Source organism: Streptomyces sp. NPDC020489, assembly GCF_044386545.1.
Taxonomy (GTDB): Bacteria; Actinomycetota; Actinomycetes; order Streptomycetales; family Streptomycetaceae; genus Streptomyces.
Genome location: NZ_JBIRUZ010000009.1, coordinates 200,382 through 226,874, shown reverse-complemented (window position 1 = coordinate 226,874; position 26,493 = coordinate 200,382). Strand labels below are relative to the sequence as shown.

At 70.0% G+C, this 26,493-nt stretch carries 25 protein-coding genes; 4 read left to right on the top strand and 21 right to left on the bottom strand.

Going from position 1 to position 26,493, the window contains the following annotated elements; genetic code table 11:
• Positions 1 to 49: 49 nt before the first annotated feature.
• The 12 genes from ACH41F_RS25030 to ACH41F_RS24975 all read right to left on the bottom strand — a co-directional run bounded on the left by ACH41F_RS25030 (position 50) and on the right by ACH41F_RS24975 (position 12,479).
• Positions 50 to 2,911 carry a DEAD/DEAH box helicase gene (locus ACH41F_RS25030; protein WP_391241956.1) on the bottom strand — a complete coding sequence of 954 codons (2,862 nt, stop codon included), beginning with the start codon at positions 2,909 to 2,911 and terminating at the stop codon, positions 50 to 52.
• 39 nt (positions 2,912 to 2,950) lie between these two features.
• Complete coding sequence (locus ACH41F_RS25025; RefSeq protein ID WP_398837608.1) at positions 2,951 to 3,841, bottom strand: diacylglycerol kinase; 891 nt, start codon at positions 3,839 to 3,841, stop codon at positions 2,951 to 2,953.
• 31 nt (positions 3,842 to 3,872) lie between these two features.
• Positions 3,873 to 4,835 carry a twin-arginine translocase subunit TatC gene (tatC, locus tag ACH41F_RS25020; protein WP_391241951.1) on the bottom strand — a complete coding sequence of 321 codons (963 nt, stop codon included), beginning with the start codon at positions 4,833 to 4,835 and terminating at the stop codon, positions 3,873 to 3,875.
• A gap of 47 nt (positions 4,836 to 4,882) precedes the next feature.
• Positions 4,883 to 5,167: a Sec-independent protein translocase subunit TatA gene (gene tatA / locus ACH41F_RS25015; RefSeq protein WP_391241948.1), complete on the bottom strand. Its 285-nt coding sequence runs from the start codon at positions 5,165 to 5,167 to the stop codon at positions 4,883 to 4,885.
• A gap of 261 nt (positions 5,168 to 5,428) precedes the next feature.
• Positions 5,429 to 5,623: a hypothetical protein gene (locus tag ACH41F_RS25010; protein ID WP_391241946.1), complete on the bottom strand. Its 195-nt coding sequence runs from the start codon at positions 5,621 to 5,623 to the stop codon at positions 5,429 to 5,431.
• Positions 5,624 to 5,633: 10 nt separating this feature from the next.
• Positions 5,634 to 5,927: a hypothetical protein gene (locus ACH41F_RS25005; protein ID WP_391241944.1), complete on the bottom strand. Its 294-nt coding sequence runs from the start codon at positions 5,925 to 5,927 to the stop codon at positions 5,634 to 5,636.
• A gap of 182 nt (positions 5,928 to 6,109) precedes the next feature.
• Positions 6,110 to 7,105, bottom strand: a complete 996-nt coding sequence (locus ACH41F_RS25000) for a WYL domain-containing protein (protein WP_391241942.1) — start codon at positions 7,103 to 7,105, stop codon at positions 6,110 to 6,112.
• A 19-nt stretch (positions 7,106 to 7,124) separates the two neighbouring features.
• Positions 7,125 to 8,078 (bottom strand): WYL domain-containing protein, encoded by a 954-nt coding sequence (locus tag ACH41F_RS24995; RefSeq protein WP_391241939.1) that lies wholly within the window; start codon positions 8,076 to 8,078, stop codon positions 7,125 to 7,127.
• Between the two features lie 206 nt (positions 8,079 to 8,284).
• Positions 8,285 to 8,656, bottom strand: coding sequence for an FKBP-type peptidyl-prolyl cis-trans isomerase (locus ACH41F_RS24990; protein ID WP_391241936.1), 372 nt, complete (start codon positions 8,654 to 8,656; stop codon positions 8,285 to 8,287).
• A 60-nt stretch (positions 8,657 to 8,716) separates the two neighbouring features.
• Positions 8,717 to 9,721 carry an FKBP-type peptidyl-prolyl cis-trans isomerase gene (locus ACH41F_RS24985; RefSeq protein ID WP_391241933.1) on the bottom strand — a complete coding sequence of 335 codons (1,005 nt, stop codon included), beginning with the start codon at positions 9,719 to 9,721 and terminating at the stop codon, positions 8,717 to 8,719.
• Positions 9,722 to 9,848: 127 nt separating this feature from the next.
• Entirely contained in the window at positions 9,849 to 11,210 is a 1,362-nt protein-coding gene (gene pafA / locus ACH41F_RS24980; protein WP_239752952.1) for a Pup--protein ligase, read from the bottom strand.
• Between the two features lie 9 nt (positions 11,211 to 11,219).
• Positions 11,220 to 12,479: an MFS transporter gene (locus ACH41F_RS24975; protein WP_398837605.1), complete on the bottom strand. Its 1,260-nt coding sequence runs from the start codon at positions 12,477 to 12,479 to the stop codon at positions 11,220 to 11,222.
• Between the two features lie 97 nt (positions 12,480 to 12,576).
• On the opposite strand from ACH41F_RS24975, the gene ACH41F_RS24970 reads away from it, so the two are divergent.
• Positions 12,577 to 13,593, top strand: a complete 1,017-nt coding sequence (locus tag ACH41F_RS24970) for a LacI family DNA-binding transcriptional regulator (RefSeq protein WP_398837603.1) — start codon at positions 12,577 to 12,579, stop codon at positions 13,591 to 13,593.
• Between the two features lie 69 nt (positions 13,594 to 13,662).
• Here ACH41F_RS24970 and prcA read toward each other — a convergent pair whose 3' ends face one another.
• The 6 genes from prcA to arc form a co-directional block, all read right to left on the bottom strand.
• Entirely contained in the window at positions 13,663 to 14,400 is a 738-nt protein-coding gene (gene prcA / locus ACH41F_RS24965; protein ID WP_391241924.1) for a proteasome subunit alpha, read from the bottom strand.
• A 59-nt stretch (positions 14,401 to 14,459) separates the two neighbouring features.
• The gene (gene prcB / locus ACH41F_RS24960; protein ID WP_391241921.1) at positions 14,460 to 15,305 is read right to left on the bottom strand and encodes a proteasome subunit beta; all 846 of its coding nucleotides are present in this window, start codon (positions 15,303 to 15,305) and stop codon (positions 14,460 to 14,462) included.
• Positions 15,257 to 15,859 (bottom strand): endonuclease VII domain-containing protein, encoded by a 603-nt coding sequence (locus ACH41F_RS24955; RefSeq protein WP_398837600.1) that lies wholly within the window; start codon positions 15,857 to 15,859, stop codon positions 15,257 to 15,259. The genes prcB and ACH41F_RS24955 overlap by 49 nt, the downstream gene beginning before the upstream one ends.
• A 24-nt stretch (positions 15,860 to 15,883) precedes the next feature.
• Entirely contained in the window at positions 15,884 to 16,102 is a 219-nt protein-coding gene (locus tag ACH41F_RS24950) for a ubiquitin-like protein Pup (RefSeq protein WP_007380863.1), read from the bottom strand.
• A 155-nt stretch (positions 16,103 to 16,257) separates the two neighbouring features.
• Positions 16,258 to 17,769: a depupylase/deamidase Dop gene (dop, locus tag ACH41F_RS24945; protein ID WP_391241916.1), complete on the bottom strand. Its 1,512-nt coding sequence runs from the start codon at positions 17,767 to 17,769 to the stop codon at positions 16,258 to 16,260.
• Positions 17,770 to 18,014: 245 nt separating this feature from the next.
• Complete coding sequence (arc, locus tag ACH41F_RS24940; RefSeq protein WP_391241913.1) at positions 18,015 to 19,781, bottom strand: proteasome ATPase; 1,767 nt, start codon at positions 19,779 to 19,781, stop codon at positions 18,015 to 18,017.
• Between the two features lie 435 nt (positions 19,782 to 20,216).
• Between arc and ACH41F_RS24935 the strand changes: the two genes are divergently transcribed.
• Positions 20,217 to 20,522, top strand: a complete 306-nt coding sequence (locus ACH41F_RS24935; RefSeq protein ID WP_391241910.1) for a ferredoxin — start codon at positions 20,217 to 20,219, stop codon at positions 20,520 to 20,522.
• Positions 20,523 to 20,603: 81 nt separating this feature from the next.
• Here the strand turns inward: ACH41F_RS24935 and ACH41F_RS24930 are convergent, their stop codons facing one another.
• From ACH41F_RS24930 to ACH41F_RS24920, 3 genes are all read right to left on the bottom strand, one after another.
• A complete protein-coding gene (locus ACH41F_RS24930; protein ID WP_391241907.1) occupies positions 20,604 to 21,182 on the bottom strand; it encodes a hypothetical protein in 579 nt (192 codons plus the stop codon).
• A 220-nt stretch (positions 21,183 to 21,402) separates the two neighbouring features.
• Complete coding sequence (locus ACH41F_RS24925; RefSeq protein ID WP_266833473.1) at positions 21,403 to 22,305, bottom strand: tRNA (adenine-N1)-methyltransferase; 903 nt, start codon at positions 22,303 to 22,305, stop codon at positions 21,403 to 21,405.
• A gap of 77 nt (positions 22,306 to 22,382) precedes the next feature.
• Positions 22,383 to 23,897, bottom strand: a complete 1,515-nt coding sequence (locus ACH41F_RS24920; RefSeq protein ID WP_391241903.1) for a site-2 protease family protein — start codon at positions 23,895 to 23,897, stop codon at positions 22,383 to 22,385.
• A gap of 813 nt (positions 23,898 to 24,710) precedes the next feature.
• Between ACH41F_RS24920 and ACH41F_RS24915 the strand changes: the two genes are divergently transcribed.
• Together ACH41F_RS24915 and ACH41F_RS24910 are read left to right on the top strand one after the other, a co-directional pair.
• Positions 24,711 to 25,766 (top strand): RecB family exonuclease, encoded by a 1,056-nt coding sequence (locus ACH41F_RS24915; RefSeq protein ID WP_398837596.1) that lies wholly within the window; start codon positions 24,711 to 24,713, stop codon positions 25,764 to 25,766.
• Between the two features lie 14 nt (positions 25,767 to 25,780).
• Positions 25,781 to 26,452, top strand: coding sequence for a response regulator (locus ACH41F_RS24910; RefSeq protein ID WP_391241897.1), 672 nt, complete (start codon positions 25,781 to 25,783; stop codon positions 26,450 to 26,452).
• Positions 26,453 to 26,493: the final 41 nt, after the last annotated feature.

Below are 26,493 nucleotides of genomic sequence, written 5' to 3'. Positions count from 1 at the left end.
GGGGCACCGCGCGACAAGCCACCACGCACTCACCCCGCGCCCCGGCAGGTCACCCCACCGACGAGTAGGCCACGACCCCCCGCAGCAGCAGGTCCACGGCCTTCCGCGCGTTCTTCGCCACGGAGGCCCCGTCACTCCCGGACACCGGAGCGGCCGCCGAGATCTGCCCGAGCACGTCGATGACCTGCTTGCACCACCGGACGAAGTCGCCCGCCGGCATCTCCGCCTCCCGCAGCACCTCGTCCAGCCCCTTCCCCGAGGCCCACATGTACGCGGCCCAGGCGAACCCGAGATCGGGCTCCCGCTGCCCGACCCCCTCGGTCTGGTTGATCCGGAAGTCCTCCTCCAGCGCGTCCAGCCGCCCCCAGATCCGCACCATCTCCCCGAGCGCGGCCTTCGCCTTGCCGGACGGCACCTTGGGCGCCATGGCGTCGTCGCCGACCCGGGCCTCGTACACCAGCGCGGAGACGCAGGCGGCGAGTTCGGCGGGAGCGAGCCCCTCCCAGACACCCGCCCGCAGGCATTCGCTGGCCAGCAGGTCGAGTTCGCCGTACAGCCGCGCCAGCCGCTTGCCGTGCTCGGTGACCTCGTTGCCGCGCAGATAGTCCAGCTCGGTCAGGAGCGCGACGATCCGGTCGAAGGTCCGCGCGATGGTGTTGGTCCGGCCCTCGATGCGCCGCTCCAGCTGCGAGGTGTCCCGCAGCAGCCGGTGGTAGCGCTCGGCCCAGCGCGCATGGTCCTCGCGCTCGTCGCACCCGTGGCACGGGTGGGCCCGCAGGGCCGTCCGCAGCCGTGCGATCTCCCGGTCGTCCGCCGCCTGCGCCCGCTTCTTCCGCGCCCGCTCCGGCGGAATGTGCCCGGCCTTGGTGCGCAGCGCGGAGGCGAGGTCCCGGCGGGACTGCGGCGAGCGCGGGTTGAAGGACTTCGGGATCCGCATCCGCTCCAGCGGCTCGACGGGAACCGGGAAGTCCATCGACGCGAGCCGCTTGACCTGCCGTTCGGCCGTCAGCACCAGCGGCCGCGGCCCGTCGTGGTGCTCGAAACCGCGGTGGCCGTTGGACCGGCCGGCGGGCAGCCCCGGGTCGAGGACCAGCGCCAGACCGGCGTACTTGCCCGCCGGCACATGGATGACATCGCCGGGCCTGAGCTTCTCCAGCGCGGTGGCCGCCTCGGCCCGCCGCTGGCTGACGCCCTGCCGGGCCAGCTCGGTCTCCCGGTCCTTCAGCTCCCGGCGCAGCCGCGCGTACTCCTCGAAGTCGCCGAGGTGGCAGGTCATGGACTCCTTGTAGCCCTCCAGCCCCTCCTCGTTGCGCTGCACCTGCCGCGAGATCCCGACGACCGACTTGTCGGCCTGGAACTGCGCGAACGACGTCTCCAGCAGCTCACGCGAGCGATGCCGCCCGAACTGCTCGACGAGGTTGACCGCCATGTTGTACGACGGCTTGAAGCTGGACCGCAGCGGGTACGTGCGCGTGCCCGCGAGACCGGCCAGGTGCTCCGGACTCATCCCGCGCTGCCACAGCACCACGGCATGGCCCTCGACGTCGATGCCGCGCCGCCCGGCACGCCCCGTCAGCTGCGTGTACTCGCCCGGTGTGATGTCGGCGTGCTGCTCGCCGTTCCACTTGACGAGCTTCTCCAACACCACCGACCGCGCGGGCATGTTGATGCCCAGGGCGAGCGTCTCGGTGGCGAACACGGCCTTCACCAGGCCGCGGACGAACAGCTCCTCGACGACCTCCTTGAACGTCGGCAGCATGCCCGCGTGGTGGGCCGCGATACCGCGCTCCAGGCCCTCCAGCCACTCGTAGTAACCGAGGACGTGAAGGTCCTCGGTGGGGATGGAGGCGGTGCGCTCCTCGACGAGGGCACGGACCCGCGCCCGCGCCTCGTCGTCGTTGAGCCGCAGACCGGCGTACAGGCACTGCTGCACGGCGGCCTCGCAGGCGGCGCGGCTGAAGATGAAGGTGATGGCGGGCAGCAGCCCCTCGGCGTCGAGCCGCTCGATGACCTCGGGCCGCCCCGGGGTCCACACCCGCGACCGCTGCCGGCGCTCCCGCTCCCGGTCGGCCTCCCGCATCGCCCGCCCGCGCCTGCGGTCCTGGTAGGACGGGCGCTGCGCCTCCATCCGCGCCAGGCGCGTGAGGTCGGGGTTGACGGCCTTCTTCTGGCCCTCGCCCTCCTCGAACAGGTCGTACATCCGACGCCCGGCGAGCACGTGCTGGAACAGCGGTACCGGCCGGTGCTCGGAGACGATCACGTCGGTGTCCCCGCGGACGGTGTCCAGCCAGTCGCCGAACTCCTCGGCGTTGGACACGGTCGCGGAGAGGGAGACCAGGGTGACCGACTCGGGCAGGTGGATGATCACCTCTTCCCACACGGCGCCCCGGAAGCGGTCGGAGAGGTAGTGCACCTCGTCCATGACCACGTATCCGAGGCCCAGCAGGGTCTGCGAACCCGCGTACAGCATGTTCCGCAGCACCTCGGTGGTCATCACGACCACCGGCGCCTCGGAGTTGACACTGTTGTCGCCGGTGAGCAGGCCGACCTTGTCGGCGCCGTAACGGCGCGACAGGTCGGCGTACTTCTGGTTCGACAGTGCCTTGATGGGCGTCGTGTAGAAACACTTCTTGCCCTGTTGCAGGGCGAGGTGGACGGCGAACTCGCCCACGATCGTCTTGCCCGAGCCGGTGGGAGCGGCCACCAGCACGCCCTTGCCCGACTCGAGCGCCTGGCAGGCCTCGATCTGGAAGGGGTCGAGGCCGAAGTCGTACATCTCGCGGAAGTCGGCGAGCGCGGTGGCCTGCTCGGCGGCGCGCCTGCGCGCGGCGGCATACCGTTCGGCCGGTGAGAGGTCCTCTGTCATCGTGCTTTCGAGCGTACCCGGCACCACTGACAACAGGACGATCATTATCCGGATCCCGTCTTGCCAAACCCGGATCCGTGCACCTCACAGGCCCGCGACCCGCACCGCCCCCCGTACGCACCGCGCGGTCAGCGGCAGCGGTCCGAGGGGTTCCCCGTCGGCGTACCCGGTGATCCCCGGCGCGCTGATCTCGACCTTCGCCGCCCGGTGCACGGTGACCTTGGCGTGGTCGACGTGGGTGCCCCGGTAGACGCGCGGGAAGACCTTCAGCAGCGTGGCCCGGCCGCAGTCCCCGACCACGGTGACGTCGAACAGCCCGTCGGTGAGGTCCGCCCCGGGACAGATCCGCATGCCACCGCCGTACGACGAGCCGTTGCCGACGGCGACGAGGGTCGCCTCGACCTCCCGGACCTCGCCGTCGTCGAGCCTGATCCGGTAGGGGAAGGGCGTGAAGGCGGCCAGCTCGGCGATCATCGCCAGGTCGTACTTGAAGCGGCCGGTGGGCCACCGCATGCGGTTGCCGCGGTCGTTCACGCGGGAGTCGAAGCCGGAGGCGAGGACGGTGCCGAACCAGCGCCCCTGCACCTGACCGAGGTCGATGTCCCGCAGGTCGCCGCTCTTGAGGGCGTCGGCGATACGGCGGCCCGCGGCGCCCGGGTCGCGCACCGGCAAACCCAGGGCCCGGGCCAGGTCGTTGCCGGTGCCGACGGCGACCAGTCCGAGCGGGGTGCGGGTGCCGGCGACGGCCTGGAGGGCGAGGTTGGCCATGCCGTCGCCGCCGACGGCGATCAGGGCGCCGGTGCCGTCCGCGACGGCGGCACGCGCGCGTGCGAGGGCGTCCGCGGCGTTCTCCCCGAGGACCGTGCGTACGGAGAAACCGGCCGCCCGCAAAGCCGAAGCGGCCGGCTGCGCCGCGTGGGCGCCCCGGCCGCGCCCCGCGGTGGGGTTGACGAAGAGGGTGATCTCGCTGGCCACGTCACCGACCCTACGAGCCGCTTCCCGATCTTCAGGTCACGTCGTCATAACCGTTGACCCGGTCCGTCGACACCTGCTCGGGCAGCGCCCGGCTCGCGGAGACCGTCTCGACCTCGCCGATGTCCTCGGGGGTGAGATCCAGGTCGGAGGCCTCGTCGTCGGCGGGGCCCAAGGCGTCGCGACGACGCCGGCGCTTGTCGTTCACCAGGGAGAACAGCGTGGCGGCGAAGTACAGCACCCAGATGGGGCCGGCCAGCGCGAGCATGCTCAGCGGGTCCGTGCTGGGCGTCGCGACGGCGGCGAACACGGTGATACCCATGATCATCCCGCGCCACCAGCCGAGCATCCGCTTGCCGGTGATCATCCCGGTGAGGTTCAGGAAGATCAGCAGCAGGGGCAGCTCGAAGGAGAGGCCGAAGACGATCACCATGCGCGTGACGAGCTGGAGCAGGTCGTCGAGCGGGAGCTGGTTGTCGATGCTGCCGTTCGGGGTGAACTCGATCAGTACCTTGGCGGTGGTCGGGAGCACCGAGTACGCGAAGTAGGCACCGCCGACGAACAGCGGGGCACCGGTGAAGACGAAGGCGTAGGCGTACTTCTTCTCGTGCCGGTGCAGGCCCGGCGCGACGAACGCCCACAGCTGGTACAGCCAGATCGGCGAGGCGATCACGATACCGGCCATCAACGAGACCTGGAGGGCCAGGTTGAAGGGCGCGAGCAGACCGTTGATGGTGATGCGGGCGCATTTCTCGGCGGCCTCGTCGGGCGACGCCGACCGCGCGAGTTCCGCGAAACTCTGCGAGCAGCCGATCGAGTCCAGGATCGGCTTCGTCAGGAAGTTGATGATGTCGTTGTAGAAGAAGGCGGCGACGATCGTGACGACGACGACGGCCAGCAGCGCCTTCGCGAGCCGGTTGCGGAGCTCACGAAGGTGATCCGCAAGGGGCATCCGCCCCTCGGGATCCTTCTCCTCTTTGCGGGCAGACTTGAGCAACCCACGTTCCCATCTCGTGCGGCGGGCCGGAGGTCACCGGCCCTGCGTCAGCGCTTGGTCGTGTCCGTCGGCTCGGTGACCGGGCGGGAGGTGGTCACGTCACCGGGGGCGGCCTGGATGGTGCGGTGGGGCTGCTGGTCGTCCTGCGGCGGGGCCGACGCGGCGGTGGAGTTGTCCTGGCCCTCGGACTTCATCGCCTTCGCCTCGCTCTTGAGGATGCGGGCGGACTTGCCGAGCGAGCGCGCCATGTCGGGAAGCTTCTTCGCGCCGAACAGCAGGATGATGACGACGAGGATGAGAATGATCTCGGGGGCGCCGAGCCTTCCGAACATAAGTCTTTACCTTCTCACCGAGGCGGCTGGGGTGGGTGCTGTCCGACCGGTCGGACAGGTGTCCGAGCGATCGTGCTGGCAGCGATCGTAACGCTCAGGGGTAAACGTGAGGCAATCCCCGTGCGTACTCCCGGTCCGCGGTCCGGGCCTCGTTCTCCGGGCCGCGACCAGCAGCGTACCTGGCCCGCACCCCGGGGTGACAGGGCGAAGTGACCCAAAACGCTTCCCGCGCAAGGACTCACACGCGGTGCACAGCGGGACTCACAACGCGTCCACGGAGCGGGCGGTGCTCACCGCGGCCCGCTCCAGGTCATCGGCGGCCCTGCCGATGCGCTGCGCGGAGTCCGCCACCTGGCGACCGAGGCGCTGCGCCTCCAGGAACACCCGCACGGCGAGCACGCCGAGCACGGCGAGACCCAGGAAACCCACGGCAATAGCGAACATCGGCCAGAACATGGTGCCGAGCCTAGAGGGTGGAGTGCAGCCGCAGGGTCCTGACCCCGCCACCGGTCAGCAGCTCCACGATCCGCTCCCCCGCCGGCTTGCGGACCGGAACACCGCAGTCCGGGCAGGTGAAGGAGTAGAAGGTGGTCTTGCTGGTGGCCCCGATGGCCAGCCGCAGGGCGCTCGCCGCGAGCTCGAACCGGCCCCGGCAGTCGGGGCAGCCCGCCCGGAACACCATCGGCGACACGCTCCGCATCCCGGCGAACGCGGCCTCCACCGACATCCCCTGCACACCAGACGTCGCCGACTCGCTCAAAGCCCCTGCTCCTGCCTGTCGTACTGCCCGTCGCGTTCGTATGAGTTCGGTGTGAACCCACCCGGGCTCACACGGAACCCGGCTGAGCCCGGCCGGCTCACGGCGCCTGTGAACCCTCCCGGCTCACCGGCCCGGCGCCTGTGCACCCGGCCGGCTCACGCGGAACCCGGCCGGGCTCCGTGTCACCCCTGCGCCTCGACCCCGTCGTACGCCGCCAGCGCCTCCCGGGCCGCCTCCCGGGCGCTGTCGGCCAGCTCGCGCGGCGAGACGATCCGCCCGTCGCGGCCCAGCCGCAGCGCCAGGCGCCGCAGGGACGTCGGGTCGGGGGTGCGCAGGGTGATACGCAGCCCGCCGTCCGCCAGCTCATCCGCACTGTCGTGCGGGTAGTACTCGGCGACCCAGCGTCCACCGGGACCCACCTCGATCACGACCTCCGGGTCCTCGGCGGCCGGCTGCACCAGCGCCTCCGAGAGGTCCCGCAGCTCGATCTCGGGCGGCGCGGACGGCTCGTCGAGGATCTTGATCTCGGCAACCCGGTCGAGCCGGAAGGTGCGGCGCGCCTCGGAACGCCGGCACCACGCCTCCACATAGGTGTGGCCGACGCTGACCAGGCGGATCGGGTCGATCTCGCGCTCGGTGACCTCGTCGCGCGCGGGCGAGTAGTAGCGGATCCACAGCCTGCGCCGCTCGGAGATCGCACGGTCGACGTCCGCGAAGACCCCGCCCTCGGACTCGAAGGTCACCGACAGCCGGGAACTGGCGCCCGCCTGCTCGCCGGCCGCGGCCTCCACCTTGGCCGTCGCCCGCAGCAGCGCCTGCCGGTCGCTCTCGCGCAGCCCGGGCAGGGTCGCGACCGCCCGGGCGGCGACGAGCAGCGCGGTGGCCTCGTCGGCGGCGAGCCGCAGCGGATCGGCCGTCTCCTCGCCGAGGGCGGCCGGGTTGTGCCACCAGATGCGCTCGCCGTCGGTGTCGATGTCGAGGAGGTCGCCGCCCCGGAAGCTGGTGCCGCACATGGGCAGCACGTCGAGGTCGGAGACCAGCTCGTCCTCGGTGATCCCGAAGGCGCGGGCGACGTCCTCGACCCGGGCGCCGGGCCGCTCCTTCAGATAGGTCACCAGGGAGAGCATCCGCCGGGTCTGGTCGATGGCGTTGACGGGCCTGACCGGTTTGCCTGCCACAGTTCTCTTCCGCTCCCCCTCAGCCCTTGGCCACGGCACGCAGCCGGTCCACCACGTCGGCCCGCAGCTCCGCGGGCCCCAGGACCACCACGTCGGGCCCGAACTCCACCAGCCAGGCGTCCAGGCCATGACCGTACGGGATCTCCAACTCGTCCCAGCCGTCGCCCAGTTCCCGCACGGCGGTGGCCCTGGACCGCAACGGGTAGCCGGCGTCCGCGCGCAGCCGGATCAGCGCGCTGCGGTCCGCGGTCTCCCCCGCCCAGCTCGCGACCGTCTCGCGCACCGTGACGACGTCGGGCACCTCGGCGGTGAAGCGGGCGCCGCGCGAGCGCACCTTGCCGGTGATCCGGGACAGCCGGAAGACCCGCTCGGCGCCCCGGTCGCGGTCCCAGCCCGCCAGGTACCAGTGGCCGCGCCAGCATTCCAGCGCCCACGGCTCCACGTTGCGGGTCTCGGGGTGGGCGGCGGTGGCCTTGCGGTACTCGAAGGCGACCGGACGGCGGTCCCGGCAGGCGAGCATCAGCGGCTCGAACGCGGCCTCGTGCACGGGGATCCGGGGCTCCAGCGCGCCATGGGCCTCGTAGGGGTCCACGTCCTCCGGCAGCCCGGCCGCGCGCAGCTTCTGCAACGCGCCGCTGGCCGCGCCCGCGAGACGGGCCTGCTGCCACACCTTGGCGGCGAGCCCGAGCGCCGCGGCCTCCTCGGCGTCGAGGGTGATGGGCGGCAGGCGGTTGCTGTCGCGGCGGGCGAGATAGCCGACCTCGCCGTCGAGGTTCTCCACGGTCTCGATGACGAGCCCGAGTTCGCGCAGATCGTCCTTGTCGCGCTCGAACATCCGGTTGAAGCTGTCGTCCGAGTTCGCTTCCAGGTAGGCCTCGATGGACTCACGCAGCTCACGCTTGCTCAGCGGCCTGCGCGTCCCCAGCAGACACAACGCCAGGTTCATCAGCCGCTCGGCCTTGGCAATGGCCATCGACGCCCTTCGCCTCCCTATGGTGCTAACGACGACGACCGTACCGCCCCGCGGTGGCGCGGCAAAAGCCGAGGGCCCATGCCCGGACAGGCATGGACCCCAGGTGATCGGGTCCGGTCCGATCTCGTACGAAGATCAGACCGTAAGTCGATCTCTTACGACCTCTTGCGACCGCTACGACCTCGGAACCGGCTCCGGTACAAGGATCAGACGTCGAGCAGGTCGACGACGAAGATCAGCGTCTCGCCGGGCTTGATGGCCGGGGTCGGGCTCTGGTCGCCGTAGGCGAGGTGCGCGGGGATCGTCAGCTGACGACGGCCGCCGACCTTCATGCCCTGCACGCCCTGGTCCCAGCCCTTGATGACACGGCCGCCACCGAGCGGGAAGCGGAACGGCGTACCGCGGTTCCAGCTCGCGTCGAACTCCTCACCGGTGCTGAAGGCGACGCCCACGTAGTGGACGGTGACGGTCTGGCCCGCCTGCGCCTCGGCGCCGTCGCCCTCCCAGATGTCCTTGATCTCAAGGTCCGCCGGGGGCTCGCCACCGGGGAAGTCGATCTCGGGCTTCTCGATGCTCACGTCTCTAGCTCCTGCTTGTCTTCGGAAAGGCAACGCACACAGTCTTACACCCCCGAGGGGTCACAGCTTCGCCAGGATGTCGACGGTGAAGACCAGCGTCGAGTCCTTCTCGATACCGCTGCCGCTCGGCGGGTTGTCGCCGTAGCCCAGGGCGGGCGGGATCACGATCAGGACGCGGCTTCCGACCTTCTTGCCGGTCAGCCCCTGCTTCCAGCCCTTGACGACACCGTCCAGCGAGAACGACGTCAGGGTCTTCCTGGCATACGTCGAGTCGAACTCCTTGCCGGAGTCCCACAGCACGCCCTTGTACTGCACGAGCAGACCGCTGTCGGCGGCGACCTCCTCGCCGTCACCCTCGATGACGTAGCTCGAGACGAGCTTGGCGGGCGCGTCCTTCTTGGGGACCTCGATGGAGGGAGCCTTGCCGTCGGTGTTCGTCCCCACCTTGGGCAGGTCCGCGTCGTTCTGCGCGACCTCGCTGCCCTTGGCCGAGCTGGTGACGGGGTAGCGGCCCTTCAGGTCCACCACGAACACCAGCGTGTCGGTGCCCTTGATACCGCCCTGCGCGTACCCCTCCTTGCCGTACCCCCAGGTGGGCGGGACGGCGAGCTGGACACGGCTGCCGACCTTCTTGCCGACGAGGCCGTACCGCCAGCCGTCGATGACGCTCGACGGGGAGAGCTGGATGGCGAGCGCGGCACCTCGGTCGAAGGAGTTGTCGAACACCTTGCCGGTGTCCCAGATCTGACCGAGGTAGTCGGCCACGAGGAAGTCGCCCTCCGCGGCCGTCGCCCCGTTGCCCGCACTGACCGTCTTCACCGCGAGCTGGTCGGACGGCTTGCCGCTGCCCTTGGCGACCGTGGGCTTCTCGCCGAACTTCTTGCCCGCGGTGATGGCCGGCAGCGGACCGTCCACGATCTTCGGTGCCGGCGCGGCGGAGGTCTGCGAGGCGGAGGGCGACGCGCTGTCGCTGCTCTTCGCCGAGCCGGCCCCGTCGTCGTCGTTGCACGCGGCGAGCGCGGCCATTCCAGCGGGTACGGCAATCAGTAGGGAGCGTCGGCGCACGATGAGGGCCTCGTAATCGGTCGATCTTGTGGATGGCGTGCGCGCAACTCTACGGCGTGAGAAGGGCGCCGTACGGATAACGTACGGCGCCCGTGTGGCGTTCCGGCACGGAACCGGAACACCTTCCTCACATACCGGCGATCAGCTTCTCCACCCGATCGTCGACCGAACGGAACGGGTCCTTGCACAACACCGTGCGCTGCGCCTGGTCGTTGAGCTTGAGATGGACCCAGTCGACGGTGAAGTCCCGGCGCTGTTCCTGCGCGCGGCGGATGAAGTCGCCACGCAGCCGGGCCCGAGTGGTCTGCGGGGGCACGGACTTGCCCTCGAAGATCTTCAAGTCGTTGCAGATACGGGCGGCTTGGCCCTTCCTCTCCAACAGGTAGTAGAGCCCACGACGACGGTGGATGTCGTGGTACGCGAGGTCTATCTGCGCGACCCGCGGGTGGGACATGGTCATGTTGTGCTTGGCCCGGTACCGCTCGATGAGCTGGTACTTCATGACCCAGTCGATCTCGGTGCCGATCCGGTCGAGGTCCTCCGCCTCGATCGCGTCCAGCGTGCGGCCCCACAGCTCCAGGACCTGCTCGACCGTCCCGGTGCGGATCCCGCGGCGCTCGACGAAGTCCACGGCCTTCTCGTAGTACTCGCGCTGCACCTCCAGCGCGGAGGCCTCCCGGCCGCTGGCCAGACGCACCTTGCGCCGACCGGTGATGTCATGACTGACCTCGCGGATCGCCCGGATCGGGTTCTCCAGGGTGAGGTCGCGCATCACGGTGCCCGCCTCGATCATGCGCAGCACCAGGTCCGTGGCACCGACCTTGAGGAGCATCGTCGTCTCGGACATGTTCGAGTCGCCCACGATGACGTGGAGGCGACGGTAGCGCTCGGCGTCCGCGTGCGGTTCGTCGCGGGTGTTGATGATCGGCCTCGAACGGGTCGTCGCCGAGGAGACGCCCTCCCAGATGTGCTCCGCCCGCTGACTCACGCAGTAGACCGCGCCACGCGGCGTCTGGAGCACCTTGCCGGCACCACACAGAAGCTGCCGAGTGACGAGGAACGGAATGAGGATGTCCGCGAGCCGGGAGAACTCCCCGTGGCGTGCGACGAGATAGTTCTCGTGGCAGCCGTACGAGTTGCCCGCCGAGTCGGTGTTGTTCTTGAAGAGGTAGACGTCGCCCGCGATTCCCTCCTCGTGCAGGCGTCGTTCGGCGTCCACCAGGAGTCCTTCGAGAATGCGCTCGCCGGCCTTGTCGTGGGTGACCAGTTCGGTCACATTGTCACATTCGGGGGTCGCGTATTCCGGATGTGAACCCACGTCGAGATAAAGCCGGGCGCCGTTTCGCAGAAAGACATTGCTGCTGCGGCCCCATGACACGACACGGCGGAAGAGGTACCGCGCCACCTCGTCGGGAGACAGGCGGCGCTGTCCCCTGAACGTACATGTGACGCCGTACTCGTTCTCCAGCCCGAAAATGCGGCGGTCCATGACTGAACATTACGCCCGATCCCCTGTGCTGAAACGGGGTTCGACAGCACGGTTTGGATCATTTTCCGATGAAGCCGCAACCACCCCCCGCCCACCAGGAGCTGCGAGGACCCGCCCGGTGGCCAGCAGAACCAGCAACGACACACCCCCGGCGACCCCCGGCACGGCAAACCCCCACAGGGCTCCCCCGGCCTCTACGACCGGCCCCGCCACGCCCGTTCCGACGGACGCGCCGACGGTGAACGTCGTCACGAGCCAGGAGAAGGCCTCCGTCACGGTCCCGCGCGGGGCGTGCCGGTCGACCAGCACGAAGGCACAGGCGATGGCCGGCGCCAGGAACACCCCGGCCACCACGGTCAGCAGCACCATCGCGAACTCACCCGGCATCAGCATCAGCGGCAGATAACACACCGCCAGAAGGGCCACCAGCACCTGGAGTCGACGCGCCGGCTCACCGGTCCACTGCCGCGCGCCGTACACACTGCCGCCGACGAGCGCGCCCAGCCCGATCCCGGCCATCAGCCAGCCGTACGTCGCGTCACCGCCGTGGTCGTCCGCGTACGGCACCGACGCCACCGTGATGGAACCCAGCGCCATACCGACGAACAGGAACGCGCCCAGCAACGCCAGCAGCCCCGGAGAGCGCAGCGCGCCCAGCCAGTGCGCCTCCCGCGGCGCCGAGCGCCACGCGCGCGACGGCGGCGACACGACCACCGACAGCGCCCCCAGCACCCCGATGACGTTCAGCACCAGCAGCGCGGCCTGCGCCGACCACAGCGCCGTGCACAGGGTCACCAGCAACGGCCCGACCGTGAACATGACCTCCTGGGCCACGGCGTCCATCGCGTACGCCCGGTGCACCTGCCCCTCCCCGCGCAGCACGTTCGGCCACAGCGCCCGCAGCCCGCCCTCCAGCGGCGGCGTGAAGAGCCCGGCCGCGGCCACGGCCGCGTACGCGAAGGGCAGCGGGTCGATACCCGAGCCGGCGAAGGCCGCCATGGCAAGCGCCGACAGGACGGCCGCGGGCAGCTGGACCCGGGGCTGGCCGTACAGGTCCACGAGCCGGCCCAGCACCGGCTGACCGACGGCGTTCGCGACGCCGTACACCGCCGCCAGCACACCGGCCAGGCTGTACGAGCCACCCTGCGCGCGCACGAACAGCACCAGGGCGATGGCGGCGGTCGCGTTGGGCAACCGCCCCACCAACGTGCCCGTCAGCAGGCGCGCCGCATGCCTCGCCCGGAGGATCTCCAGGTATCCCGCAGCCATGTGTCCCGTAGCCCCCTCTCACGTTTTACGTATAACTCCTTCCGTCATACGTACCATGTGCGCAGTTGGCGAGTCCAGACGAAAGAGCAGGCAGACGGTGGCACGAGGCAGCACCCGCCCCACCAGCCGAGACGTCGCCCAGGTCGCAGGCGTGTCCCAGGCCGCCGTCTCCCTGGTCCTCGGCGACAAATGGCGCGGACGCGTCTCCGAAGCCAAGGCACAACGCGTACGCGAAGCCGCACACGCCCTCGGCTACCGACCCAACCTCGCCGCCCGCAACCTGCGCCTGGGCCGCACCCGCACCGTCCTCCTCGTCGTCCCCGCCCTCACCACCGAATTCTTCGCCGGCGTCTACACCGGCGCCGCACGCATCGCCGCCGAACACGGCTTCGGCGTCGTCCTCTACCCCTCCCCCGAAGGCGTCGGCCCCGCCAGAGACCCCTTCGCCTCCGCCCCCGCCGCCCTCGACGGCGTCATCGCCTCCTCCATGGCCGCCGACGCCCTCACCGCCATCCGCGGCGACCAACTCCCCCTCGTCATGCTCGACAGCGACCCCGCCGCCAACCTCGGCGCCGCCACCGTCAACCTCGACATCGCCGACGGCACCCGCCAGATCGCCGACCACCTCCTCACCCTCGGACACCGGCGCTTCCTCCACCTCGCCGCCGACATCCCCTCCTGGACCTTCGAAGTACGCGCCCACGAACTCGCCACCCGCCTGCGAACCGTCCCCGGCACCTCGCTGCGGACGGCGCCCACCGCCCTGTCCATCGAAGGCGCCCTCACCGCCACCGAAGCGGCCCTGGACGCCCCCGGCCCCCACCCCACCGCCATCATCTGCGACGACGACAAACTCGCCGCAGGCGTCTACAAAGCCCTGCGCCGCCGAGGCCTGCGCATCCCCGACGACATCTCCGTCACCGGCGTCGACGACATCGCCCTCGCCGCCGCCCTCGACCCGGAACTGACCACCGTCCGACTCGACGCCGAACTCTTCGGCGAACGCGGCATGCGCGCCCTCCTGGCCGTCCTGGACGACCGCACCCCCGACGCCGGAGACATCCCCGTCGACCTGGTCGTACGAGGCTCCACAGCGCCACCCGGCGCCCCCTGAACGCCCTGTGCCCCGGCCGAGTCACCGGCCGGGGCACACAGAAGGAACAGGACAGGATGCGACGCGCGACTACTCCTCCTCGGAGCTCTCCGCCTCGGTCGTCGCCCCACCGGTCTCCAACAACCGGTCCAGCTGACGGCCGACGATCCGCTTGAACTTGCGCTGCTGCGGACGCGTACGGTCCAGCACCGCCACCTCCAGCCGCTCCGCGGGAATCTCCCGCTCCGTGCCGTTGGTGTCCCGCGACAACGCCTGCACAGCCAGCTTGAGCGCCTCCGCAAGACTCATGCCGTCCTGATGACGCTGATCCAGATAGCCGCTGATCTGCTCGGCATTGCCACCCACCGCGACCGAACCGTGCTCGTCCACGATCGAACCGTCATGCGGCAACCGATAGATCTGGTCCCCGTCCGGCGTCTCACCGACCTCGGCCACCACCAGCTCCACCTCGTACGGCTTCTCACCGGCCGAGGAGAAGATCGTGCCCAGTGTCTGCGCGTAGACGTTGGCCAGACCACGCGCGGTCACGTCGTCACGGTCATAGGTGTACCCCCGCAGATCGGCATACCGCACACCACCGATCCGCAGGTTCTCGTACTCGTTGTACTTACCGGCGGCCGCGAAGCCGATCCGGTCGTAGATCTCGCTGAACTTGTGCAGCGCGCGGGACGGATTCTCACCGACGAACACGATGCCATCGGCATACTGCAGCACGACCAGGCTGCGACCACGGGCAATGCCCTTGCGGGCGTACTCCGCCCGGTCGGCCATCGCCTGCTGGGGAGAAACATAGAACGGCGTCGACACCGGTTATCCGTCCCTTTCTATGGAAGTCACTGCGATCACCTGAACAAGACAGCCGACGCCTACAGCAGCGCGGCCCGCGGGCCGTCAGGCTGCTCCAGCCGCCGCTCGAGAATCGAACGGGCGATCTCGGAGGACTCCTCGTCGGTGAGCCGACGGAAACCGTCCTCGGTGATCACGGTGACGATCGGGTAGATCCGGCGAGCGACATCGGGACCACCGGTCGCCGAGTCGTCGTCGGCCGCGTCGTACAACGCCTGCACCACGAGCATCGTGGCCTCGGCCTCGCTCAGACCGTCGTGGAAGAACTTCTTCATCGCCCCACGCGCGAAGACCGAGCCCGAACCGGTCGCGGCGAAGTTGTGCTCCTCGGAACGACCGCCCGTGACGTCGTACGAGAAGATCCGCCCCCGGCCACGATCCACGTCGTACCCCGCGAACAGCGGCACCACGGCCAGCCCTTGCATCGCCATACCGAGATTCGACCGGATCATGGTCGACAACCGGTTCGCCTTGCCCTCCAGCGACAGCTGCGCGCCCTCGACCTTCTCGAAGTGCTCCAGCTCCAACTGGAACAGCTTCACCATCTCCACAGCGAGGCCGGCGGTACCGGCGATCCCGACGGCCGAGTACTCGTCGGCCGGGAACACCTTCTCGATGTCCCGCTGGGCGATGACATTGCCCATCGTGGCGCGACGGTCACCGGCGAGCACGACACCACCGGGGAAGGTCACCGCCACGATCGTGGTGCCGTGCGGCGCCTCGATCACACCCTGCATGGGCGGCAGTTGCCGGTTGCCCGGCAGCATCTCCGGCTGGTGCTCGGACAGGAAGTCCATGAAGGACGACGACCCAGGCGTCAGGAAGGCAGCCGGTAGACGCCCGGTGCTACGAGTGTTGGCTTCCACGCGATTCCTTCCAAGTAAGCGGCGGCCCGGCGGACGGCGTCGGGGTCATCCCCCAACTTGCCGATGGCCGAATTGCAGTTGAAGCACAGTACGCCTCGGACCCTACCCGTCTTGTGGCAATGATCCACATGCACGGCCGGAGCCTTCAGACAGATCACACAGAGCCCCATCTGAGAGGCGACCATCTCGTCACGCTCGGCTTCGGTGAGGCCGTAGTGACGCTTCAGGTGGCGCGCTCGGCCTTTCACCGCTTTGCACGACCTGCAGAGCGTCGCCAGACCGTCCGAGGCGCTACGGTTCCGCTGCCACTCGCTGTGCGGCTTGATCTCGCCACAGGTGCGGCAGTACTTGTGCCCCTCGGGCACCTCCACCCTGGGCCGGACGTTGCGCCCCTTGGCCACCTGCCTCTGCTGGTGGTACGCGGCCGCGCACTCCCGGCAGTAGGCCTGCAGGCCATCACGCATCGACTTGTTCTTCGCGAACGCTGCTCGCGGCTTGTGCTGCTTGCACCGCGAACAGCGTTTCGCGCCATCTTCGATTGCGAGCTTACACATCCCCCGACGCCTTCAATTCGAAGGCTACTCGCCGCCCTTCTGAACGAAGCTACGGACGAAGTCCTCGGCGTTCTCCTCTAGGACGTCGTCGATCTCGTCCAGGACGGAGTCCACGTCGTCGCTCAGCTTCTCCTGGCGCTCCTTGAGGTCCTCGGAGCCCTGCGTCTCCGCGGTCTGCTCCTCGACCTCCTCGGTGTTGCGCGTGGCCTTCTGCTGTCCGCCGCCGGTGTCCTTGGTCGCCATAACCCCTCACCCCGCTCGGTTCGACGTTCTTGATCAGACCCTACAAGCAGGGGCTGACATCGGCCCCGCAGTTCCTACAACGTACGGGTGCCGTCTCGATGATTCCCTCTGGCCGGGTTTTCCACCCTGCTCGGTCACCCGGCCCGAGGGGCCGCTCAGTTGCCTGACAACACCCTGACCAGGTCTTCTGCCGTGCGGCAGCGGTCCAGGAGCTCTTTGACGTGATTTCGCGTTCCGCGAAGCGGTTCGAGGGTTGGGACCCGCTGGAGCGAGTCCCGGCCCGGGAGGTCGAAGATCACCGAGTCCCAGGAGGCCGCGGCGACGTCGTCGGCGTACTGCTCCAGGCAGCGGCCGCGGAAGTACGCGCGGGTGTCCTCCGGCGGCTTCGTGCGGGCCCGTTCGACGTCGGTCTCGTCCAGCAGGCGCTTCATCCGGCCGCGGGCCGCGAGACGGTTGTAGAGGCCCTTCTCGGCGCGTACGTCGGCGTACTGGAGGTCGAGGAGGTGGAGCTTGGCGGCGTCCCAGTCGAGATCGTCGCGGCGGCGGTAGCCCTCCATGAGTTCCCGTTTGGCGACCCAGTCGAGTTCGCCGGCCAGGCTCATGGGGTCGTTCTCGAGCCGGTTGAGAGTGTCCTCCCAGCGGGCCAGGACGTCCTTGGTCTGCTCGTCGGCGTCGGCGCCGAAGCGCTCCTCGACGTACTTGCGGGAGAGTTCGTAGTACTCCATCTGGAGCTGGACCGCGGTGAGGGTCCGGCCGCTGCGGAGCGTGACGAGGCGCTGGAGTGTCGGGTCGTGGGAGACCTGGTGGAGGGTGCGGACGGGCTGGTCCACGGCCAGGTCGACGGCGATGAAGCCGTCCTCGATCATGGACAGCACCAGGGCCGTGGTGCCGAGCTTGAGGTAGGTGGAGATCTCCGAGAGGTTGGCGTCGCCGATGATCACGTGGAGGCGGCGGTATTTCTCGGCGTCCGCGTGCGGTTCGTCGCGGGTGTTGATGATGGGGCGTTTGAGGGTGGTCTCCAGGCCGACCTCGACCTCGAAGTAGTCGGCGCGCTGGCTGATCTGGAAACCGTGTTCGTGGCCGTCCTGGCCGATGCCGACGCGGCCCGCGCCGGTGAAGACCTGGCGGGAGACGAAGAACGGGGTCAGGTGGCGCACGATGTCCGAGAAGGGGGTCTCCCGCTTCATCAGGTAGTTCTCGTGCGTGCCGTAGGAGGCGCCCTTGTTGTCGGTGTTGTTCTTGTAGAGGTGGATCGGCTGGGCGCCGGGGAGCTGGGCCGCGCGTTCGGCGGCTTCGGCCATGATGCGTTCGCCGGCCTTGTCCCACAGGACGGCGTCGCGGGGGTTGGTGACCTCGGGCGAGCTGTACTCGGGGTGTGCGTGGTCGACGTACAGTCGTGCGCCGTTGGTGAGGATGACGTTGGCGAGGCCGATGTCCTCGTCGGTGAGCTGGCTGGAGTCGGCGGCCTCGCGGGCGAGGTCGAAGCCCCGTGCGTCCCGCAGGGGGTTCTCCTCCTCGAAGTCCCAGCGGGCCCGGCGGGCCCGGTGCATCGCCGCCGCGTAGGCGTTGACGATCTGGGACGAGGTGAGCATGGCATTGGCGTTGGGGTGGCCGGGGACGGAGATCCCGTACTCCGTCTCGATGCCCATTACTCGCCGTACGGTCATGCGGCCCTCCTTGCCCGGCGGCGCCCTCGGTCGGGGGCGGCGCTCAAGTACCGCTGGCGCTCCGGTGCGTGTGCGGTGCCCGTCCCCGCACTGCGCGACTCGGCGGTACCGAAGAGCCTAGAACGGCTTTGCGCTGGTGGGGAGATCATTTGCGTCATTGCCTTGCGCGCCTCTTGTTCCGGTTAGTTGCCTGAAAAACAGTCGGCTGCGGGTACCCGGTGAGGGCACCCGCAGCCGCCCTGTTTTTACAGGTACTGACCGGTGTTCGCCACCGTGTCGATGGAGCGTCCGGTGTCGGCGCCCTGCTTTCCGGTGATGAGGGTACGGATGTAGACGATCCGCTCGCCCTTCTTTCCGGAGATCCGGGCCCAGTCGTCCGGGTTGGTGGTGTTGGGCAGGTCTTCGTTCTCCTTGAACTCGTCCACGCAGGCCTGGAGGAGGTGGGAGACGCGGAGGCCCTTCTGGTTGTGGTCGAGGAAGTCCTTGATCGCCATTTTTTTGGCGCGGCCGACGATGTTCTCGATCATGGCGCCGGAGTTGAAGTCCTTGAAGTAGAGGACTTCCTTGTCGCCGTTGGCGTAGGTCACTTCCAGGAAGCGGTTTTCCTCGGATTCGGCGTACATGTGTTCCACGGCGGTCTGGATCATGCTCTGGACCGTGGTGGTCTTGCTGCCGCCGTGCTCGCCGAGGTCGTCGGAGTGCAGGGGGAGGCGCTCGGTGAGGTACTTGCCGAAGATGTCCTTGGCGGCCTCGGCGTCGGGACGCTCGATCTTGATCTTCACGTCGAGGCGGCCGGGGCGCAGGATGGCGGGGTCGATCATGTCCTCGCGGTTGGAGGCGCCGATGACGACCACGTTCTGCAGGCCTTCCACGCCGTCGATCTCGGCGAGCAGCTGTGGGACGATGGTGTTCTCCACGTCCGAGCTGACGCCGGATCCGCGGGTGCGGAAGAGGGATTCCATCTCGTCGAAGAAGACGATGACGGGTGTGCCCTCGGAGGCCTTCTCGCGGGCACGCTGGAAGACGAGGCGGATCTGCCGCTCGGTCTCGCCGACGTACTTGTTGAGGAGTTCGGGGCCCTTGATGTTGAGGAAGAAGCTCTTGCCCTGGGCTTGGCCGGTGACTTCGGCGACCTTTTTGGCCAGCGAGTTGGCGACGGCCTTGGCGATGAGCGTCTTGCCGCATCCGGGGGGTCCGTAGAGCAGGACGCCCTTGGGGGGCCTGAGTTCGTGCTCCTTGAACAGGTCGGGGTAGAGGTACGGCAGCTCGACCGCGTCGCGGATGGCTTCGATCTGGCCGCCGAGGCCGCCGATCTGTTCGTAGCCGATGTCGGGGACTTCTTCGAGGACGAGTTCTTCGACCTCGCTCTTGGGGACGACTTCGTAGACGTAGCCGGAACGGGGTTCGAGCAGGAGGGCGTCGCCGGGGCGGATGGTGATGTCCAGCAGCGGCTCGGCGAGCCGCACCACCCTTTCCTCGTCGGTGTGCCCTTGCACCAGTGCGCGTTCGCCGTCCTCGAGGATCTCCTTGAGGGTGACGATGTCGCCGACGCTCTCGAACTCCATGGCCTCGACCACGTTGAGTGCTTCGTTGAGCATCAGCTCCTGGCCGCGCCGGAGCTCTTCGAGCTCGACGCTGGGGCTGACGTTCACCCGGAGTTTGCGTCCTCCGGTGAAGATGTCGGCGGTGCCGTCCTCGTTGGCCTGCAGGAAGACACCGAAGCCGGCCGGGGGCTGTGCGAGCCGGTCGACCTCTTCCTTGAGGGCCACGATCTGGTCGCGGGCCTCGCGGAGTGTGTTCGCGAGTCGTTCGTTCTGGGCGGACACGCCGGCCAGGTTGGTCTGTAGCTCGACGATCCGCTCTTCGAGAATCCTCGTGTGCCGCGGAGAGTCGGCGAGCTTGCGTCGCAGGACGGCGATCTCCTGCTCAAGGTAGGCAATCTGCCCGGCCGGGTCGTCGGACCCTCGTCCCGGGCGGATGCCGCGGTTCATGTCGTCGTCGTGGGCTGCCACGGTCCTCACCTCCTCCAAGGGGAGCTGGACGCTTCCAGACCCTACCTGGGTGGGTGTCGATTGAAACCCCTAGATCACTATGAGTGTCAAGGTGTGTCGTCGGTCACCCTGCGCCATCCCTCTTCGCCGTGTGGATACCCAGAGAACGTGCTTCAGAAGCGGACTGTTCCTAGGTGGAAGTGCGCGAATTCTTCCACGGTGGGCGCGAGTTACCCGCAGCGGCCCCGGTCGGGGGCCCGTGGATCGCCGCCTGGGGCCGTGTGCGGCGGCTCCAGCGAGACTCCGGCGGGAGTCGATCTCGCCTCTGGTTCGTTGACGGAGCGTGTGCGGGCGGGCGGGTCGCGTCACGGTCGCGGGAGGTCTCGGCGGGCGGTCGGGCGGGGGTGCCCGGGGGTAGGGTCGAGGCGTGGTTCAGGACCCGAGACGGCAGGAGACATGAGCGTGCAGCAGGAAGCCGTGGCCGACGGTGAGGCGCTGGAGGTCTGGATCGATCAGGATCTCTGTACCGGCGACGGGATCTGCGCGCAGTACGCGCCGGAGGTGTTCGAGCTGGACATCGACGGGTTGGCCTATGTGAAGAGCGCGGACGACGTGCTGCTCCAGGACAGGGGTGCGACGGCACCGGTGCCGCTGACGTTGCTGACGGACGTGGTGGACTCGGCCAAGGAGTGCCCGGGCGAGTGCATTCATGTGCGCCGTGCGTCGGATCGCGTCGAGGTCTACGGCCCCGACGCGGAGTGAGTCGTTGCGTCGCAGGGCGCTCCGCGCGCGTGCGTGCGGGGGCGCCGGACTCGGCGCGGGTCGTGCTCGGCGCGCGGGGGCTCAGACGCTCTGGGCGCCGGCGGGGGTGGAGCGGATGAAGGCGTCGTTCTTCCACTGCCACTTGGCGCTGGTGGTCACGTCCGGGCAGCAACTGGGCACGGAGTCCGTGGAGTAGCCGAGGAGGTCGGCGCCGACCGTTTTGTCGGAGACCGTGAGGGTCTTCACGGTGGTGCGGTCCTTGGGGTCGACGAGGGTGGCCACGACGCGGGGTGCTGTGGTGTCGGTGGCGCGGGTGAGGACGTAGACGCCGTCGGGCGGGGTGCCCATGGGGGCGTCGCAGTGGACGACCGCCACGGTTTCCGGTCGGCCGTCGCCGTCGAGGTCTCCGGATGCCTTCTTCACCACCAGCGCCTTGACGGGGCCGCAGTCGATCGGGAAGTCGGCTTGGGCGGGGTCCGGTGCGGTGGCGGCCGCGGGGGCGGTGTGTGACGGGGGGCCGGCGGCCTGGGCGGCGGTGGCGGGGTTCGGCTGGAGGACCGAGGAGAGGGCCACGACGCCGGCGACGGCTGTGGCGGTCGCGACCCAGTGGATGGGGCGGGTGTGGGTGTGGGCGAGTTCCGGGACCGCGGGTTGCTGCACTAGGGGTGTCTCCCGAGAGGGCTGTGGCGGTGGGGGTGGCCTGCATGGTGCCACACGTCACAGTGCGACGGAACGGCGGGGTCGGGGGTGGCCGGCTGGTGGCCCTGCGTGGTGCGGCGGGTCTGGCGTGGTGTCAACGACGAGGCGCCGTGGTCGAGTTTCCGGACGATGTCGGGAACTCGGCCACGGCGCCATTGCGTTGTACGGGGCACGGGGCCGCTCAGCGGCCGGAGCCTCCGTCGGCGTTGGGGCCGGTGTAGTCCTCGCCGTAGGCGCCCTTGGCGGGGCGGCGGCGGCGCATGGGGGGTTCGACGCCGTCGGCGAGGCGGCGGGCGGTGAGGAGGAAGCCGGTGTGGCCGATCATGCGGTGGTCGGGGCGGACGGCCAGGCCTTCCACGTGCCAGTTGCGGATCATCGTCTCCCAGGACGTCGGCTCGTTGAAGGAGCCGATCTCGCGGATGGACTCGACGGTCCGGGCGAGCTGGGTGGTGGTGGCGACGTAGCAGCACAGGATGCCGCCGGGGACGAGCGCCTTGGAGACGGCCTCCAGGCATTCCCAGGGGGCGAGCATGTCGAGGATGACGCGGTCGACGTCGGTGTCGGACAGGTTGTCCTGGAGGTCGCCGACGGTGAGCTGCCAGGCGGGGTGCGGGCCGCCGAAGTAGCGCTCGACGTTCTGCTGGGCGATCTCCGCGAAGTCCTCGCGGCGCTCGTAGCTGTGCAGCATGCCCTGGTCGCCGATGGCGCGCAGCAGGAAGCTGCTGAGCGAGCCGGAGCCGACGCCCGCTTCCACGACGCGGGCGCCGGGGAAGATGTCGGCGAAGGCCAGGATCTGCCCCGCGTCCTTGGGGTAGACCACGGCGGCGCCGCGGGGCATGGACAGGACGTAGTCGGGGAGCAGGGGGCGCAGCGCGAGGTAGGCGACGTTACCGGTGGTGCGGACAACGCTGCCCTCGGGTGCGCCGATCAGCTCGTCGTGCGGGAAGGAACCCTTGTGGGTGTGGAAGTTCTTCCCGGCCTCGAGCGTGAACGTGTAGTGGCGGCCCTTGGGGTCGGTCAGCTGAACCTGGTCCCCGACCTTGAAGGGCCCGCGCCTGCGGGCGGCACCGGTCGGTTCGGACATGTGACCAGCCTACCGGGGTTTGCGGAGGCCTCCGACCACCCGGGGGGTGTGGGCACCCCCTTGGGAGAGCGGTGCTCTCAGCTGGGGCGGGCCATCGCCTTCACGAAGGCGCGTTCGACGTCCGCGGCGGACAGGACGCCGTAGATCTCGCCGGTCTCCTCGACGACCAGGTACTCGGTGGCGGGGGCGGCGCGCAGGGCGTCGAGGAGGTCCTCGCCCGCGAGTTCCGCGGAGACCCGCATGCCGTCGGTGAGGTCCTGGGCAAGGCCGCTGACGGCGACCCAGGGCCGGCGGTGTTCGGGTACGCCGACGATGGCCGCCTCGCGGACCAGGGACAGAGGTTCTCCGTCGGCGTCGACGACGACCAGGGCGCGGGCGCCGGCCTCGTTGGCGCGGCGCAGGGCCTCGGAGAGCGGGGTGTCGGTCTCGACGGGGACGGCACGGCGGGTGAGGTTGCGGGCGCGCAGTTCGGGGAGGTGCTCGCGCAGGCGGGCCATGCGGAGGCTGTTGCCGGCACCGGTCCAGATGATCGCGGCGAGGATCGCGGCGAGCAGGGCGTCCATGACGGTGTCCATGCCGACGTTGTCCTCGGCGTTGGAGCCGAGCGCGCCGGACTGGGTGAGCAGCGGGAGCCCGATGAGGACGGAGACGGCGAGGGCGCGGCCGACCCAGGCGGCGGCGACGGTGCCGCTCATGGGCTTGCCGGTGATCTTCCAGACGACCGCGCGGAGCATCCGGCCGCCGTCCAGGGGCAGGCCGGGCAGGAGGTTGAAGGCGGCCACGATGAGGTTGGAGATCATCAGGCCGGCGAGCAGGACGCCGGGGACGGTGCCGGGCTCGACGGTTTGCAGGGCGAGGTAGAACAGGCCGGACAGGACGAGGGAGAGCAGCGGGCCGACGAAGGCCAGCCAGAACTCGCGGCCCGGGGTCTCCGCCTCCTTCTCGATCTCGGAGACGCCGCCGAAGAACTGGAGCTGGATCCGGCGCACGGGGAGTTTGAAGCGCAGGGCGGCGACGGTGTGGGCGAGTTCGTGGACCAGTACGGAGGCGTAGAAGGCGACGGCGAAGAACAGCGACACGAGGTACCGGGCGGCCCCGAGTTCGGGCAGCACCCGGTCGAGCTGGCCGCCGAACACCCAGGTGATCAGCGCCGCGACGAGGAACCAGCTGGGCGCGACGTACACGGGCACGCCGAAGGGCCGCCCCATGAGCAGCCCGCCACCGGGATCCTTGGGCCGCTTCGGGGGGCGGCCCTTCCGGGCCCCGGAGCGAGCGAGGGGGCGGTCGGCGGGGGTGTGGGGGGTGCCGGGGTCGTGGGGGGTGGGGGTGTCGGACGGGCGGTGGGCGGTCTCGGGGGCGCGGGGGGTGGGGGTGTCGAACGGGAGGTGGGCGGTCCCGGGGTCGCGGGGGGTGGGTGTGTCGGCGGCAGGCGGCTTCTCGGGGGGCGTGTCCTCGCGGGGTGCCTCCGTCGGACGAGGTTCCGGTACGGGTCGCTCCTCGGTCCGCTTGGCCGGCGTGGCGTCGACCGGAGGCTGCTCCGGCGTTGCGGCGGCGGTGTCCCGGCCTGCGGCGTCCGCTTCGGTCTGGGGCATGGCGTCGGCCTGGAGAGCCTTGGGGGAACCGGTCTCGGGGCGGGCGGGATTCGGAGCGTCGGCCTCCGCAGGGGCGGTCTCCGGAACGTCGCCTTCCGGGCGGGCCGTCGCCGGAACGTCGCCTGCCTGGCGGGCGACCTTCGAAGCGCCAGCCTCTGCACGGGTGGTCTCCGGAACGGCGCCTTCCGGACGGGCCGTCGCCGGAACGTCGCCTCCTCGGCGGGCGGCCTTCGAAGCGTCGACTCCGGGGCGGATGCCCTCCGGCGTTTCGGCCTTCGGGCCAGGGGTCTCCGGCCCGGCGGGTCCCGGACCGGCGGGCTCCCGACCGGCGGGCTCCCGACCGGCGGGCTCCGACCCGGCGGGCTCCGACCCGGCGGGCTCCGGCCCGGCGGGCTCCGGCCCGGCGGGCTCCCGATAGGCAGGCTCGGGACCGGCAGGCTCCCGGCCGGCGGGTTCCAGCCCAGCGGGTTCCGCCGCGTCCGCGTCGTGCGCGGCCGTCTCCCCGGGAGCCTTCTCGGGGTGGGCGGTCGCGTTCGGGGTCCTGGCGGTGTGTGTGGGGTCCGGGCCCGAGGGTGCGTGGTGCCGGGTCGGCTCGTCGTTGTCGGAGCGCGGCTGCCCGCTCCCGCCGCTCTCGTCCACGGTGTCCCCTCGTTCGAAGCGTCTTCCGCGCCTGCCGGGCGGAAGGGTCTCGGGACGATGGTATGCGGCGGTCGCCGCACGTTCCGCCCCGGCACCCCCTCTGTTTCCTCCGTTGTCGTGGGGCGGTCCGCCGCGACTGGGTCACTGTCAGTGGTGGGCCGTATGGTCTGGGGCATGGAGACGAGCGCAGAGGGCACGGCCGAGACGCCGGGCGGCGGGGTCGCGGAAGTGCACCCGCCGGTCGCGGAGGAACAGGCGACGGCACCGGAGCGGACGGCGGCGGCCACCGTCGAGGCGCCGGCCGCCATAACGCCCGTCACCGCCGAGGCTCCCGCCACCCACGCCCCCGTCGCCACCGAGGCCCCCGCCAGCGCCGCCCCCGTCGCCCCCGCCTCGCTGTCGCCGTCGCGTGCCAGTGACTTCATGCAGTGCCCCCTGCTGTACCGGTTCCGGGTGATCGACCGGCTGCCGGAGAAGCCGAGCGAGGCGGCGACCAGGGGGACCCTGGTGCACGCGGTGCTGGAGCGGCTGTTCGACGCCCCGGCGGCCGAGCGGACCCCGCCGCGGGCCAAGTCGCTCATCCCCGGTCAGTGGGACCGGCTGCGGGAGACCCGGCCGGAGGTCGTGGAGCTGTTCGCGGACGATCCGGAGGGCGAGCGGCTGGCGCGCTGGCTGGGCGAGGCCGAGCAGCTCGTCGAGCGGTGGTTCGGGCTGGAGGACCCGACCCGGCTCGAGCCGGCCGAGCGGGAGCTGTTCGTGGAGGCCGAGCTGGACTCGGGGCTGCGGCTGCGCGGGATCATCGACCGGGTGGACGTGGCGCCGACGGGCGAGGTGCGCATCGTCGACTACAAGACGGGCAAGGCTCCCCGGCCGGAGTACGCCGAAGGTGCCCTGTTCCAGATGAAGTTCTACGCCCTGGTGGTGTGGCGGCTGAAGAACGTGATCCCGCGCCGCCTCCAGCTCGTCTACCTCGGCAGCGGTGACGTCCTGACCTACGACCCCGTCCTCGCCGACCTGGAGCGCGTCGAGCGCAAGCTGCTCGCGCTGTGGGAGGCGATCCGGTCGGCGACGGAGAGCGGCGACTGGCGCCCCCGCCCGACCAAGCTGTGCGGCTGGTGCGACCACCAGGCGCACTGCCCGGAGTTCGGCGGCACTCCCCCGCCGTATCCGCTGGCGGTGAGGGCGCCCGAGTCCGGTGCAGTCACACAGGGCAGAATGGGGCCGGACTAGCGAAGGAGAGTCACGTGGCCATCCGCGTCCTACTGGTCGACGACCAGCCGCTGCTGCGTACCGGCTTCCGGATGATTCTGGAGGCGGAGCAGGACATCGCCGTGGTCGGCGAGGCCGGCGACGGGCTCCAGGCGATCGACCAGGTGCGGGCGTTGCAGCCCGATGTGGTCCTGATGGACATCCGCATGCCGCGGATGGACGGCGTCGAGGCGACCCGGCAGATCACCGGCCCCGGTCGGGACGGTCCGGCGAAGGTCCTGGTGCTGACGACCTTCGATCTCGACGAGTACGTGGTGGAGGCGTTGCGGGCGGGGGCCAGCGGCTTCCTGCTCAAGGACGCCCCGGCCAACGAGCTCGTGCAGGCCATCCGTGTGGTCGCCGCCGGCGAGGCGATGCTCGCGCCCAGCATCACGCGACGGCTGCTCGACAAGTACGCCACGCATCTGCCGTCCGGTGACGATCCCGTCCCGGACACCCTGCACACGCTCACCGACCGTGAGGTCGAGGTGCTGAAGCTGGTGGCGCGCGGGCTGTCCAACGCGGAGATCGCCGCCGACCTGTTCGTCAGCGAGACGACCGTGAAGACGCACGTGGGTCACGTCCTGACGAAGCTGGGTCTGCGTGACCGCGTGCAGGCGGCGGTGTACGCGTACGAGAGCGGTCTGGTGCGCCCCGGGGCGCAGTAGCGCCACCGCGGGTGGAGTAGCGCCACCGCGGGTGGAGTACG

Coding starts and splice junctions, on each gene's coding strand:
- ACH41F_RS25030 (WP_391241956.1), bottom strand. CDS start 2,911: ATGATCGTCCTGTTGTCAGTGGTGCCGGGTACGCTCGAAAGCACGATG.
- tatA (WP_391241948.1), bottom strand. CDS start 5,167: ATGTTCGGAAGGCTCGGCGCCCCCGAGATCATTCTCATCCTCGTCGTC.
- ACH41F_RS25010 (WP_391241946.1), bottom strand. CDS start 5,623: ATGTTCTGGCCGATGTTCGCTATTGCCGTGGGTTTCCTGGGTCTCGCC.
- ACH41F_RS24995 (WP_391241939.1), bottom strand. CDS start 8,078: ATGGCCATTGCCAAGGCCGAGCGGCTGATGAACCTGGCGTTGTGTCTG.
- pafA (WP_239752952.1), bottom strand. CDS start 11,210: ATGGACCGCCGCATTTTCGGGCTGGAGAACGAGTACGGCGTCACATGT.
- ACH41F_RS24975 (WP_398837605.1), bottom strand. CDS start 12,479: ATGGCTGCGGGATACCTGGAGATCCTCCGGGCGAGGCATGCGGCGCGC.
- ACH41F_RS24955 (WP_398837600.1), bottom strand. CDS start 15,859: ATGTGTAAGCTCGCAATCGAAGATGGCGCGAAACGCTGTTCGCGGTGC.
- ACH41F_RS24950 (WP_007380863.1), bottom strand. CDS start 16,102: ATGGCGACCAAGGACACCGGCGGCGGACAGCAGAAGGCCACGCGCAAC.
- dop (WP_391241916.1), bottom strand. CDS start 17,769: ATGACCGTACGGCGAGTAATGGGCATCGAGACGGAGTACGGGATCTCC.
- ACH41F_RS24935 (WP_391241910.1), top strand. CDS start 20,217: ATGAGCGTGCAGCAGGAAGCCGTGGCCGACGGTGAGGCGCTGGAGGTC.
- ACH41F_RS24925 (WP_266833473.1), bottom strand. CDS start 22,305: ATGTCCGAACCGACCGGTGCCGCCCGCAGGCGCGGGCCCTTCAAGGTC.
- ACH41F_RS24920 (WP_391241903.1), bottom strand. CDS start 23,897: ATGCCCCAGACCGAAGCGGACGCCGCAGGCCGGGACACCGCCGCCGCA.
- ACH41F_RS24915 (WP_398837596.1), top strand. CDS start 24,711: ATGGAGACGAGCGCAGAGGGCACGGCCGAGACGCCGGGCGGCGGGGTC.